Source organism: Arthrobacter sp. B2I5, from assembly GCF_030816735.1.
GTDB lineage: Bacteria > Actinomycetota > Actinomycetes > Actinomycetales > Micrococcaceae > Arthrobacter.
In genome coordinates, this window is sequence record NZ_JAUSYF010000001.1 from 591,894 (window position 1) to 604,583 (window position 12,690).

At 66.5% G+C, this 12,690-nt stretch carries 10 protein-coding genes; 8 read left to right on the forward strand and 2 right to left on the reverse strand.

Translation table 11 applies throughout. The features are described 5' to 3' along the window. Positions 1-48: 48 nt before the first annotated feature. Positions 49-867 (reverse strand): hypothetical protein, encoded by an 819-nt coding sequence (locus QFZ60_RS02775; RefSeq protein ID WP_307087932.1) that lies wholly within the window; start codon positions 865-867, stop codon positions 49-51. Between the two features lie 238 nt (positions 868-1,105). Next, a complete protein-coding gene (locus QFZ60_RS02780) occupies positions 1,106-1,654 on the reverse strand; it encodes a YceI family protein (protein ID WP_307087934.1) in 549 nt (182 codons plus the stop codon). Positions 1,655-1,868: 214 nt separating this feature from the next. Between QFZ60_RS02780 and QFZ60_RS02785 the strand changes: the two genes are divergently transcribed. From QFZ60_RS02785 to QFZ60_RS02820, 8 genes are all read left to right on the forward strand, one after another. Further along, entirely contained in the window at positions 1,869-2,549 is a 681-nt protein-coding gene (locus QFZ60_RS02785) for a histidine phosphatase family protein (RefSeq protein WP_307087936.1), read from the forward strand. Between the two features lie 35 nt (positions 2,550-2,584). After that, positions 2,585-3,163, forward strand: a complete 579-nt coding sequence (locus tag QFZ60_RS02790) for a TlpA disulfide reductase family protein (protein ID WP_307093184.1) — start codon at positions 2,585-2,587, stop codon at positions 3,161-3,163. Between the two features lie 9 nt (positions 3,164-3,172). Beyond that, complete coding sequence (locus QFZ60_RS02795) at positions 3,173-3,928, forward strand: cytochrome c biogenesis CcdA family protein (protein WP_142028950.1); 756 nt, start codon at positions 3,173-3,175, stop codon at positions 3,926-3,928. Beyond that, the gene (locus tag QFZ60_RS02800; protein WP_307087939.1) at positions 3,928-5,736 is read left to right on the forward strand and encodes a cytochrome c biogenesis protein ResB; all 1,809 of its coding nucleotides are present in this window, start codon (positions 3,928-3,930) and stop codon (positions 5,734-5,736) included. The genes QFZ60_RS02795 and QFZ60_RS02800 overlap by 1 nt, the downstream gene beginning before the upstream one ends. After that, on the forward strand, positions 5,736-6,845 hold the full coding sequence (ccsB, locus tag QFZ60_RS02805; protein ID WP_307087941.1) for a c-type cytochrome biogenesis protein CcsB: 1,110 nt from the start codon (positions 5,736-5,738) through the stop codon (positions 6,843-6,845). The genes QFZ60_RS02800 and ccsB overlap by 1 nt, the downstream gene beginning before the upstream one ends. Before the next feature lie 216 nt (positions 6,846-7,061). Further along, positions 7,062-9,209, forward strand: a complete 2,148-nt coding sequence (locus QFZ60_RS02810; RefSeq protein ID WP_373427705.1) for an Hsp70 family protein — start codon at positions 7,062-7,064, stop codon at positions 9,207-9,209. Between the two features lie 37 nt (positions 9,210-9,246). After that, positions 9,247-11,355 carry a LuxR C-terminal-related transcriptional regulator gene (locus tag QFZ60_RS02815; RefSeq protein ID WP_307087946.1) on the forward strand — a complete coding sequence of 703 codons (2,109 nt, stop codon included), beginning with the start codon at positions 9,247-9,249 and terminating at the stop codon, positions 11,353-11,355. Positions 11,356-11,520: 165 nt separating this feature from the next. Next, complete coding sequence (locus QFZ60_RS02820) at positions 11,521-12,624, forward strand: IniB N-terminal domain-containing protein (RefSeq protein WP_307087947.1); 1,104 nt, start codon at positions 11,521-11,523, stop codon at positions 12,622-12,624. The last annotated feature ends 66 nt before the right edge of the window (positions 12,625-12,690 follow it).

The following is a 12,690-nucleotide window of genomic DNA, read 5'->3' on the forward strand; positions in this document are numbered from 1 at the left end:
CCGGGATGCGATGCATCCCGGGCCGCCTGACTGTCAGCGCGGGTACCGCTACCGTCCGTACGGATTGCCGAAGCCGCCCGAGTACGGGTTGGCGAACGGCTGCTGCTTCCGGAAGTACGGGGCGGCCCCGGGAAGGTAGAGCAGCACGATGGCCGCGATTCCCAGGAGCGTTCCGATCGTGCCCAGGCTGGGGGGACCGAAGAGGCCCAGTACTGACAGCGCAGCGAACACGGTGCCCAGGATGCGCGCCCAGTTCTTGCCCTTCCGGACAAAGAAGGCCACCAGCAGGTAGAGGGCCACGCCGATGATGGCGAACACCACCAGGGTTCCGGCAATGACTCCCTGGATGTCGTCATAGGTGACTCCGGTGGCGCCGCCGGCCTCCATCTGCTGCTCAAAGGCCTGCCGGTAGGCGGGGTCGTCCAGCTGGCTGAGGCCGGTGAGCATTGCGACGACGAAAATGACGGCTGACGCGATGAGCAGCCAGAAGGAGATGTTCACCAGCTGCGGGATTCCGTTGGCGCCGGCGGGTTGCGGCTGCTCCGAAGGGTACTGGCCGTAGGGGGACTGGCCATACGGCGACTGCCCATATTGGGGCGCATTCTGGCCATAGGGGGAGCCGTACTGGGGCGGGTTCTGCCCATACTGGGGCCCATTCTGGCCGTACTGGGGCGCTGCCGGCGGCTGGGAGCCGTACTGGGGCGCGTTCTGCCCGTACTGCGGGGCGTTCTGGCCATACTGGGGTGCGTTCTGGCCGTAGCGGGGCTGCTGGTCTCCGGATTGGTTGCCGGACTGGTCATGCCCGGGCTGGCCGTTGCCGGAATGGGGGTCCTGGGGCGCGGGTGGCGGGACGGGAGGAGTACTCATGGCGTTCCTTCTGCAGGTTGGGATCCGGGTAGGCTGCCGGGAATCGGTCCTCTGCCTTCCCCCCAGCATGGCTTAAGTCCACCGTACCCCCGGCAGGCCGCGTTGTGGGTGATTCCACCGCTATTGGCGCAGGTGGTTGCCGTTAAACAGTTGCCGTTAAACAGTTGCCGTTAAACAAGGGGACCCCGGCGCCAGGCGGGTAGGCCTGGTGCCGGGGTGTGCCCCTGAGGGGGTGAAATTATGCTGCGGGAGCGATGAAGGCGAGTTCCAGGTTGATGGCAACCTTGTCGCTGACCAGCACGCCGCCGGCTTCCAGGACCGCGTTCCAGGTGAGGCCAAAGTCCTTGCGGCTGATGGTGGTCTCGGCGGAGACGCCGGCGCGGGTGTTGCCGAACGGATCAACGGCAACGCCGTTGAATTCGGTTTCCAGGGTCACCGGGCGGGTGACACCCTTGATGGTGAGGTCGCCGGTGAGTTCGTAGCTGTTGCCCTTGGCCACCAGGCCGTTGGACACGAAGGAGATCTCGGGGAACTTCTCCACGTCGAAGAAGTCCTCGCCCTTGACGTGGCCGTCGCGGTTGACGTCGCCGGAATCGAAGCTGGCGGTCTGGATGGTGGCGTTGATGGTGGAGTCGGCAACATCCTGGGCCAGGTCCAGGGTGGCGGCGGCTTCCTTGAACTGGCCGCGGACCTTGCTGATGCCGGCGTGGCGGACCGTGAAGCCGATCTCGCTGTGGGAGTTGTCCAGGGTCCAGGTACCGGTGGTGACGTCTGCGGGAAGTGCCATGATGTTGCTCCTTGTATAGGTATGCGGGCTGGTTGCGCGGTTGAACCTTCATCTGTTGAAGCCTCAACTAACCTGCTGCATCCAGTATAAACATGCGTTTGCATGTTTTGTTCCCGGCTCCGGAACATTTCTTCAAAAACTTCAGTTCTACTGTTTGTAGAAAGCATGTGCGGAAGATTTCGGATCGCACGCCATCTTTGAGAAACTGGTAAACATGCCCCAAGCCACTGTCCATCTGCTCCGCCACGGCGAGGTCCATAATCCCGACGGCGTTCTCTATGGGCGGCTTCCCGAATTCCATCTCTCCGAACTGGGGCAGGAGATGGCCCGGACGCTCGCAGAACACTTCCGGCAGCGCGCCGAACTCGGGGCCCGCATCACGTACCTCGCCGCCTCCCCGCTGGACCGTGCGCAGGAAACGGCGCGGCCGACGTCGGAAGCCCTGCGCCTGCAGATCCACACCGATGAGCGGATCATCGAAGCCGAAAACTACTTCGAGGGCATGAAGGTCACCAAGGCGGAGCTCCGGCGGCCCCGCCACTGGCCGCGGCTGGTCAACCCGCTGCGCCCGTCGTGGGGTGAACCGTACAAGCGGCAGGCCGCGAGGGTGGCCGCCGCTGCACAGGACGCCCGGCTGCGGGCCATCGAACTGGCTGCAGGCGACTTCGGCGCCCGGGGGCCCGAGGCCATCCTGGTCAGCCACCAGCTGCCCATCTGGACGGCCCGGCTGAGCGCCGAAGGCCGGCCCCTGTGGCACGATCCGCGCAAGCGCGAGTGCACCCTGACATCCGTTACGTCCCTGGTGTTCGACGACGACGGCTCGCTTTTGCGGGTCGAGTACAGCGAACCCGCGGCATCCCTTCTTCCCGGTGCCGCCAGCACCCCTGGAGCCTGACCGTGAGCAGCAACAACCTTCCCTCGCGCCGGAGCATGCTCGCTGCCGGCGGCATGGCCCTCACCGCACTGACCCTGGGCCTGTCCGGCTGTGCCCAGGAGGATGCGCTGGCCAAGCAGGCCAAGGCGGGGGACAACAAGAACTACGTGGCGGGTGACGGCTCCGTAACCGAGTTCGCGGCCGGGGACCGCAAGGAAGCCGTGCAGATCCAGGGTGCGCTTTTCAACGGCACCGCAGTAACCCCCGCCGACTTCCAGGGCAAGGTCAGCGTCCTGAACTTCTGGTTCGCCGCCTGCGCCCCCTGCCGGGTGGAGGCACCGCTGCTCGAAGAACTGCACCAGGAGTTCAAGGACCAGGGTGTCCAGTTCTTCGGCGTCAACCTCCGGGACGAAAAGCCCACGGCGGAGGCGTTCGAGAAGACCTTTAACCTGACCTACCCGAGCTTTGACGACAAGGACGGCAGCGTCCTGCTGTCCGTGTCCGGCCTGGTGCCGCCCGGCGCCGTGCCCACCACCCTGGTCCTGGACAAGCAGGGACGGGTGGCCTCACGCGTCCTCGGCGAGATTGAAAAGGGCACCCTGAAAGCCCTCATCAGCGCCGCCGTGGCCGAGTAGGGCGGGACCGTGAACAGCCCCTTTGCTGAAGCCATCCTCAGCGGCTCCATCCTGCTGGCCATTCCGGTGGCACTGCTCGCCGGACTGGTTTCCTTCCTTTCCCCCTGCGTCCTTCCACTGGTTCCCGGCTACCTCGGTTACGTCACGGGCCTGAGCGGCGTGGACCTGCAAAAGCAAAAACGTGGCCGCATGCTGGCAGGGATCGGGCTGTTCGTCCTGGGCTTCTCGGTGATCTTCGTCCTGCTGGGCGGCGCCTTCGGCCAGTTGGGCACCCTGATCACCGGCAGCCAGAACGCGTGGATCACCCAGCTCCTGGGCGTCCTGGTGATCATCATGGGCATCGTCTTCATGGGCGGCTTCAGCTGGCTCCAGCGGGACGCGAAGATCCATGCCAAACCACCGGCCGGGCTCTGGGGGGCGCCGTTGCTGGGCCTGACCTTCGGGCTGGGCTGGGCGCCGTGCATCGGCCCCACCTATTCAGCCGTCCAGCTGCTGAGCCTTTCCGGCGGATCCTCCGCGGCCAAGGGCGCCTTCCTGGCGTTCGTCTACAGCCTGGGGCTGGGCATTCCGTTCCTGTTGATCGCGCTGGCCCTTCGCCGGGGGATGGGCGTCATGGCGTTCTTCCGCAAGCACCGGCTGGCCATCCAGCGGACCGGCGGCGGAATCCTGGTGGTGCTCGGGCTGCTGATGGCCACCGGCGTCTGGGGGACCTGGGTGACAGGGCTGCAGTACTGGTTCCAAACCGACGTGAAGTTGCCGATCTGATGAGCGAGCGTGTGAACGTAAAGAAGAAGCAATCCGCCCCCGTTGCGGAGGCTAAAGCCCAGGCCGCCCTTCCGGCCCTGGGGCCCAGGGGCATGCTGCGGTGGGCCTGGACCCAGCTGACCAGCATGCGCACGGCGCTGTTCCTGCTGCTGCTCCTCGCCGTCGCCGCCGTCCCCGGCTCCCTGTTCCCGCAGCGGCCGGCCAACCCGGCGGTGGTGACCCAGTACATCAAGGACCACCCGGACTACGGCAAGCTGCTGGACTCCCTGCAGCTCTATGATGTCTACTCGTCGGCCTGGTTCTCAGCGATCTACCTTCTGTTGTTCATCTCGCTGATCGGCTGCGTGGTGCCGCGCGCCATCGCCCACTACAAGGCCATGCGCTCCCAGCCGCCGCGCACGCCGCAGCGCCTCTCCCGGCTGCCGGAATACGGCACCCTGGTGATCCCCGCCGGAGCCGGGATCCCGGCGTCGGACGCCATCAACGGTGCGGCAGGGCTGCTGCGGAGGCGCGGCTACCGGGTGGAGGTCAGGGACGCCGACGGCGACCGGCCATCCCTTGGCGCCGAGCGCGGCTTCATGAAGGAAGTGGGCAACCTCGTCTTCCATACCTCGCTGATCGGCGTGCTGGTGGCCGTGGCCGCGGGCGGCCTGTTCGGGTACAGCGGCCAGCGCATCCTGGTGGAAGGCGACACGTTCGTGAACACCCTGGTGGGCTACGACCAGTTCAACCCGGGCACCAACTTCCAGTCCAGCCAGCTACAGCCGTACTCGCTCCAGCTGGACAAGTTCAACATCACGTTCGACCGCGAATCCAGGGGCAAGTTCGGCCAGCCCATCGACTTCGCCGCCACCGTCACCACCAAGGAAAACCCGGACGCCCCGCCCAAGCAGGAAATCCTGAAGGTCAACGATCCCGTGACCCTGGGCGGGACCAGCATCTACCTCACCGGCAACGGCTACGCACCGGTGGTGACCATCCGGGACGGAGCCGGCAACGTGGCCATGCAGGGCCCGGTGGTGGCCAAACTGCAGGGCGATAACTACTACTCCTCCGTGGTCATCAAGGTGCCGGATGCCCAGCCGGACCAGCTGGGCTTCGTGGGCTTCTTCCTCCCCACCGCGTTCGTCACGGACAAGAACGTCTCTTTCAGCGCCGACCCGGAACTGTTCAACCCCCAGCTGACCCTGAACTCCTACTACGGGGACCTGGGCCTGAACAGCGGCTCCCCGCAGAACGTCTTCGAACTGGACGTCAAGAACCTGACCCCGCTCAACGCCAGGAACCTGGCAGCCGGCGGCATCACGCTTGCGCCGGGCTCCACCTACACGCTGCCGGACGGCAAGGGCACCATCAGCTTCGACGGCGTGAAGCGGTACATCGGCGTGGACATCCACCACAACCCCGGACAGGCGTACGCCCTGGTCTTCGCTTTGCTGGCCGTGGCCGGCCTGATCCTCTCGCTGTACGTCAACCGCCGTCGCGTCTGGGTAAGGACGGGCACCGCCGAGGACGGCCGGACCATGGTGGAATACGGACTCCTGGCCCGCGGCGAGGACCACCGCCTGGCCGGAGAGGCAGCAGCCCTCCGGAAACTGTTCTCCACCGAGTGGCAGCTGCCGGAAGACACAGACCCTGAAGGCACTGCGTCCCAGGACCTTGCCTCTGAAGTCCTTTCCTCTCAAGACGATGTCCAGTCCCAGCGAACTCCCAGCCGGGCAAGCGATAATGTCGCAGGCTCCGCCGACAATGCCGCAGGCCCCGTCACCACCCCAGCAGGCCCCACCGGGCCCGAAAAGGACCAGTAATGCCATTCGGAATCAACGAAACCATGGGCCAGTACAGCGAACTCTTCATGCTGCTGGCGGCGGGTACCTACACCGTGGCCTTCATCGCCTTCGCCTGGGACCTGGCCAAGAGCAGCAAGGCGCTGCGCGCCGTGGACCTCAAGGCCGCCCAGGCAAGTGCTGCCGCCAAGGTCCCGGTAGCTGCCGGTGTTGCTGCCGGGGCGGGGGAACGCGAAGGATCCAGTGTCGAGTCCCGCCTGGACGGGCCGGCAGGCCGGGCCGAGCGTCCGTCGTCGTCCGCTGCCAAGGCTGGCCGGGCAGGAACCGGCGGCGTTGTAACGGCCGACGGCGACATGAAGTACGCCGCGGAGCGCCGGGTTCCGGCGCGGGTCGCCGTAGCCGTGACCGCCCTTGCGGCCGTCATCCACGGCGCCGGTGTGGTTACCAGGGCACTGGGCGCAGGCCGCGTGCCGTGGGGCAACATGTATGAATTCCTCACCACCGGCGCGTTCCTGGTGGCGGCCGTGTTCCTGCTCTCGCTGATCCGCCGCGACCTCCGCTTCCTGGGCACCTTCGTGGTGGGCCTGGTGGTCATCATGCTGGTGGCTGCCTCGGTGGCGTTCTGGACCCCGGTGGGCCACCTGGTTCCCGCCCTCCAGAGCTACTGGCTGGTCATCCACGTTTCCATCGCTGTGCTGTCCTCGGCGCTGTTCACGCTGACCTTTGCCATGTCCGCACTGCAGCTGGTGCAGTCCCACCGGCAGAAGGCGGTGGCGGCAGGCGGCGCCGACAAGCTCGGCTTCATGCGCCTGGTGCCGTCCGCGCTGAGCCTGGAAAACCTTTCCTACCGCATCAACGCCATCGCCTTCATCGGCTGGACCTTCACCCTGATGTTCGGTGCCATCTGGGCCGAGAAAGCCTGGGGCCGGTTCTGGGGCTGGGACACCAAGGAAGTGTGGACCTTCGTGATCTGGGTGGTCTACGCCGGTTACCTGCACGCACGTGCCACCCGCGGCTGGACCGGAACACGCGCAGCGTGGCTGTCGATCGTGGGCTACCTCTGCGTGATCTTCAACTTCACCATCGTGAACCAGTTCTTCAACGGGCTCCACTCCTACTCAGGCCTCTAGGGAGGATCATCAGGCCCTTGGAACAGGGCCTTCCGGCCCTAAAAACCGGGGTTTTTTGAACCCGAAACGGGTGACGGCACTCAGTTACGGCTACTGCCCGGTAAATAACCATTCGATGTACCAACAGGGGTGTTCCCCGGTCCTTCGGTAATGCTACGTTTGTGACGTTCCCTGTGATGAAGCTTGCAGGTGAAACACCAGCTTTCCGAGGTACCCATGAGCTACGCTCTCGCCGTTGACGTCGGGACCAGTTTCACGGCAGCTGCCGTTGTTCGATTTCACCACGGTCCCTCCGCCGTGCCCGAGTGCCTGCCCCTCGGTGCGCGTGGAGCCTCCGTGCCGTCCGTGGTGTACTACCCCGAGGAAGGCGCGGTCCTGGTTGGCGAGGCCGCGGAACGCCGCGGACTGGACTCGCCCGAACGCGTAGTGCGGGAATTCAAGCGCCGGATTGGCGACGACGTCCCGTTCGTCCTGGGCACCCTGGCGCTGCAGCCGGAGGACGTCTTCGCCACCATGGCCCGTTGGGTGGCGGACCGGGCCGCCGAACGCGAGGGGGGTCCGGCGTCGGCCGTTTTCCTGACCCACCCCGCAGCCTGGGGCAGCCACCGCCTCTCAGTGATCCGTGATGCCCTCGCCGCACATGGCCTGGAGAACGTGACCCTCCTTCCCGAACCCGAGGCCGCAGCCCTGCACTACGCATCCCAGGTGCGGGTGGAGGAAGGCAGCACCATTGCCGTGTACGACCTCGGCGGCGGCACCTTCGACACGGCCGTGCTGAGGAAGTGCGGCAGCAGCCGCTTTGAGCTCCTGGGGCGCCCGGAGGGCATCGAAGACCTGGGCGGCGCCGACTTTGACGCCGCCGTCTTCCGTTACGTGGCGGCGCATACAGGGAACGCGCTGGAAGGCCTGGACACCAGCGATCCGGCGGTGCTGGGGGCCCTGACGCGGCTGCGGCGGGAATGCGTGGAGGCCAAGGAAGCACTCTCTGCGGACAGTGAAGCCAGCATTCCGGTGCTGCTTCCCGGCGTCCAGCAGCAGGTCCGCATGGTCCGTTCAGAGTTCGAGGCACTGATCGAAGAGCCCGTGCGGGAAACGGTGGAAGCCCTGGAGCATTCGCTGGCCCAACTCCACCTGGAGCCGGCAGACCTGTCCACGGTGCTGTTGATCGGCGGCTCCTCCCGGATTCCCCTCGTGGCCCAGGTGGTGTCCGAGGAGCTGGACCGGCCCATCGCCGTGGACGCCGACCCCAAGTCCTCCATCTGCCTGGGAGCCGCCGTAGCGGCCGTCCTTGCCCACGCCGCAGCTGAAGCAGTCGGATCCCAAGCGGCAGTCACCGAAGCGGACGCCGCAGAGGTTCCATCCGCCGTCGTACTCTCTGACATGCCACCCGCGCCAACCGGCCCGGCAATGCCCAGCTGGTCACGCAAATATACGACGGCGGCAGGTGCGCCTGCAGGGCCAGGCACCGTCCGCGGTGCACGGCACGGTGCCGGGGGCGCGCACGCTCCAAAACCCACCGTCCGAGTGACCGCTGTTGCCGCGGCCGCCGCTCTCCTGACGGTCCTCACGGCTACTGCCGCCCAAAGCCCGGACGGCTTCGGCAGCCTGACGGCCATGTTCGTGCCGCAGGCCGGTGCCAGCACTACGGGCGGGTCAGTTGGCGAAGATGCAGCCGGTGCCGCCGAGGCCGGTGCCGGGGAAGCAACAACGGCAGCGGGGGTCCCCGGCCCCTTTGCAGGCGTCGAGGCCAGCGCCAGGAAACCCCTTGCCGCAGAGCCTGGACTGGAAGCAGCTGCCGCACCCCCCGCCGGGCAGGCAGCCGGCGGTGAAGGGCCGGGGCCGGGAAGCAGCGCCATTGCGGACGGACCTGTCGTGGCAGGCGGAGTTGCCGCCCCCGATCCACTCGCCGGTTCCGGTGGGACGCCGGACGGGTCAGAGACTGTTCCCGGGGCCGTTACCGTGGATCCCGCCTCCCCTTCGGACACCTCTTCCGGGACCCCTTCGGACACCTCCTCCGGGACTCCGTCAGGCACCGCTTCAGGCACTCCTTCCGGGACCCCTTCGAATACCCAGGAGCCCGGCGGTTCAGGCGAACCCACGCAGAGTTCAGGCACCGAGACTCCAACCGGTCCCGGGACGGGTGAGCCCTCCACTTCTCCGGCGACCGATCCGCCCACAGGGGAAACCACCCCGCCCACCTCGCCGGACAGCACCAGTCCGGCATCTGACCCGAATCCCTCGACGACCCTAACGGAGGTGGCCGTGGAAGCTACGTCATTGCCGCAAGAGACACCGCTTGAGCCCGCGTCCCCTTCTGTTGAAGCAGCCGTGGAAACGGCCCCGACCACCTCTCCGGGGGCCTGATATGGATGGGCACATCCACGGAGCGGAGCTTCAGGACATGCAGCATCAGGACGTGCAGTATCAGGACGTGCAGTTTCAGCGGGAGGAACACCTGGAGGCTGCGTTCGCAGGACCGGAGGACCAGGGGCACCCGTTGCACGCCGCCGAGCTGATGGCCAGGCAGCTGAAGGGCACCAACGCCGTGGTGCGGGAGCTGCTGCTGGCGCTGTCGGTGGGTTTCGCCCTGCCGGGGCCGCTTCCCGCGGACCTGCAGCAGAAGCTCGGCAACGGCGGGGTGGAGGACCTTGATGCCCTGGTGGACCGGGCAGAGGCCGCCGGGCTGCTGAGGCCGGACGGCACTGTGGTGGGGACGGCGCAGCACGCACTGCTGGCCGCCACACCCATTGCCAAGGTGCACGCGCTCCAGCGTGAGCTTGTGGGTGTGTTCACCTCGACGGGACAGCGGCTGGGAAGCCTTGCCCGCGAGCTGGCCCGGGGAGGACTGTCTGACGCCCGGGTGGCTGTTGAGCTCGAGCTGGCCGCGGACAGTGCATTGGAGCATAATCCTAGGCTCGCGTCGCAGCTATACGAGGAGGCCCTCCTGGCCGGCGCCGATCCGGTGGCGACGGCAGCACGGCGCGCACAGGCGGCAGCCGGCGATGGTGAACTGGATGCCGCTGCCCGCACCATCGACACGCTCCTGGTCAGCACCGAACCGCAGGATGCCCGGCGGGGTGCGGACGTGGCCGCCTCCGTGTGGGCGCAACGGGGGATGCTTGCACGCGGAGCCGATGTCTACAGCTGGTTGGGGCCGGAACGGGTGGGCGTATCGGCGCCCCTTGCCGCCGTCGTCCTGATAGGAGTCGGAGACCGGGACGGTGCGGAGGCGTTCTTCCAGCCCGGGGCGCCGGCAGCGTCGCCCACCCTCCTTGCCGCCACCCTGGTCCAGACCGGCCAGGGAGTCTTTGCATCCCTGGGAGAGAAGCCGCAACAGGGCATCTCCGTGCTGATCCACGCCTCGGACATGCTGAACTCGGCAGGAACATCACTTCCGCTTCCGGAGACGCCAGCCGCCCTGGCAGCCCTGCTGGCCTTGCACACCGGTGAGCCGCACCTGGCGGAAACCGTCTGCAGGGCTGCTGTTGCTGCCGGGCAGGGCGGCAATGCCGCGCAACCAAGGCTCCTGCTGCTGCAGGCCTGGGCGTGCATGATGCAGGACAAACTCGAGGATGCCCGGCTGGCCGCCACGGAAGCCGCCAAGGTCAACCACTGGCCGCTGGTCCCGCGGGACGAGTTCATGTGCGCGGCACTCGAGGTGGGTCTCGCCCGGCGGAACGGCGACGTTCCGGAACTCCTCAGGGCATGGGAACGGGCCCGCGAGGCCATGCTCCATACTTCGGTGGACCTCTACAACCTGCTGCCGTGGGGAGAACTGCTGATCGCTGCTGCCCGCCTGCGGGAGACGCGGCGCGTGGCGCACTACCTGGAAGAGGCATGGAGGCTGCTGGGCCGCCTGGGCGAACCCGCCCTGTGGGCCGTTCCCCTGCATTGGGCGGGCGTCCAGGCCGCGCTGCTGAATGAAAGCCCCGCCGATCTTGCCCCGCACGCAACGGCACTGGCGCGGGCCTCCGCCCACAGCCAGCTTGCCGCAGTCCTGGCCACTGCGGGAAAAGCCTGGGTATCGGTGCTCGCCGGCCGCTTCCGCACCTCTGATGTGGAGGGCGCGGCCAGGCTGCTCGGCGCTGTTGGAATGCCCTGGGAGGGCGCAAGGCTGGCAGGTCACGCCGCCGCACGTGCCGACGAGCGGCGGGACATGATGCGCCTGCTCTCCTGCGCACGGGACCTTCACCCGCAGGGCAGCCCGACCGGCGGCATGTCCGGGGCCGCGATTCAAACAGGAACCGCTGCCGAGAACGGCGGCAGGGCGCACCAGCCGGACGGCTCTGGTCTGAGTGAACGCGAAAAGGAAGTGGCCAGGCTGGTGCTTGAGGGCAAAACCTACCGTGAGATCGGCGAAGCCATCTACATTTCGCCCAGGACGGCAGAACACCACATTGCCCGGATCCGCCGCCGCCTTGGCGCTGAAAACCGGTCCGACCTGCTGGCCCGTTTAAGGGTGGCCCTCGGCGTTGAGAACTCCCAGCACCTGAACCCGCAACAGGAGTAGTCCCTAATGCCCCTAGCAGCGGAGGCGGGAGCGCCCCGGGGCGGATCCAACCGGTAGGGGGAATGCGCCCGATGCCCTGTCTCCGGCAGCGAACCTAGGTTTGAAGCAGCCCGACACGTTCCGCCGGATGATCCGAAACTTAACGAAGATGTGAGGACCACGCATATGCCAACACTCGCAAATGACCTTGTTCAATTCCTGATGCACCTCTTCGGCAACCGCAAGGCCATCCAGGCCTTCCTGGATGACCCGGAGAGGGCGTTGTCCGAACACGGCCTGGGGAACGTGTGCCTGGCTGACGTTGACGCTGCAATGCCCGTGGTCCTGGACTATGCACCCATCACCGTCAACGCGCCGTCGTTCGAGCGCGAATACAACACCGGCGCCGGCAACGTGTGGGCCGGAGCAGCCGCCTCGGCGGGCCACGCCGTGGGTGCATCAGCCGTCCACAGCGGAAGCCAGGGGGCCGCCCATGGCGGCAGGAATTACGAGCAGGACGACCACGCACACGCGGTACAGCAACTGCACCACGTGGTAAACCACTTCTCCTATACCGCCAGCACCACCATGGTGGACGACCGGGACACCGTCACGGACCAGTCGGTCAGCCAAAACATCTGGGCGGACGGAGACGTGGAGCAGTGGTTCGACAACGACGCCGTAGTGGCAGCCGGGGACCACGCCGTGGCCGCCGGTGACGATGCCGATCTCCAGGACTCGAACAACATCAGGGATTCCTACAACACCGACCGCTCCGTCGATGAGTCCACGGACGATTCCATCCATGCAGGCGGGGACGTCAACATCGGCAATGAGGAGACGGACATCGCCGACTCCTTCAACACGGACCTGGACCTGGACGACTCCTTCAACGACAACTCGGACAATTCCGACAACTCGGACCATTCCGACAACTCCGTCAGCACCGACACCGACCTCGATCTCCGCGACTCGTTCAACGACAACTCGGACAACTCCACGCAGAACACGGTGGAGGTGGAGGACTCCTTCAACCAGGACAGCTCCACCACGACGGTGCTGGAGGACTCCTTCAACCGGGACAATTCCAATACCACCGCGGTGGACATCGACGTGGAGGTGGAGGACTCCTTCCAGGACAACTCGGCCACGAGCAACGTGGAGGACAGCGTTGTGGTGGCGGACAACCAGCTCGACTTCACGGAGGATAACTCCAGCCACACGGACATCGACCTCGATAACGACACCACCATCGACGATTCGGTGGTTGACGACTCCACCGTGCTGTAACACGCTGGTTCCAACACGCTACGTCCGGGAGGTAACCGCCCGGCAGGAGGCAATGACCTCCTGCCG

Coding starts and splice junctions, on each gene's coding strand:
- QFZ60_RS02775 (WP_307087932.1), bottom strand. CDS start 867: ATGAGTACTCCTCCCGTCCCGCCACCCGCGCCCCAGGACCCCCATTCC.
- QFZ60_RS02780 (WP_307087934.1), bottom strand. CDS start 1,654: ATGGCACTTCCCGCAGACGTCACCACCGGTACCTGGACCCTGGACAAC.
- QFZ60_RS02785 (WP_307087936.1), top strand. CDS start 1,869: ATGCCCCAAGCCACTGTCCATCTGCTCCGCCACGGCGAGGTCCATAAT.
- QFZ60_RS02790 (WP_307093184.1), top strand. CDS start 2,585: ATGCTCGCTGCCGGCGGCATGGCCCTCACCGCACTGACCCTGGGCCTG.
- QFZ60_RS02800 (WP_307087939.1), top strand. CDS start 3,928: ATGAGCGAGCGTGTGAACGTAAAGAAGAAGCAATCCGCCCCCGTTGCG.
- ccsB (WP_307087941.1), top strand. CDS start 5,736: ATGCCATTCGGAATCAACGAAACCATGGGCCAGTACAGCGAACTCTTC.
- QFZ60_RS02810 (WP_373427705.1), top strand. CDS start 7,062: ATGAGCTACGCTCTCGCCGTTGACGTCGGGACCAGTTTCACGGCAGCT.
- QFZ60_RS02815 (WP_307087946.1), top strand. CDS start 9,247: ATGCAGCATCAGGACGTGCAGTATCAGGACGTGCAGTTTCAGCGGGAG.
- QFZ60_RS02820 (WP_307087947.1), top strand. CDS start 11,521: ATGCCAACACTCGCAAATGACCTTGTTCAATTCCTGATGCACCTCTTC.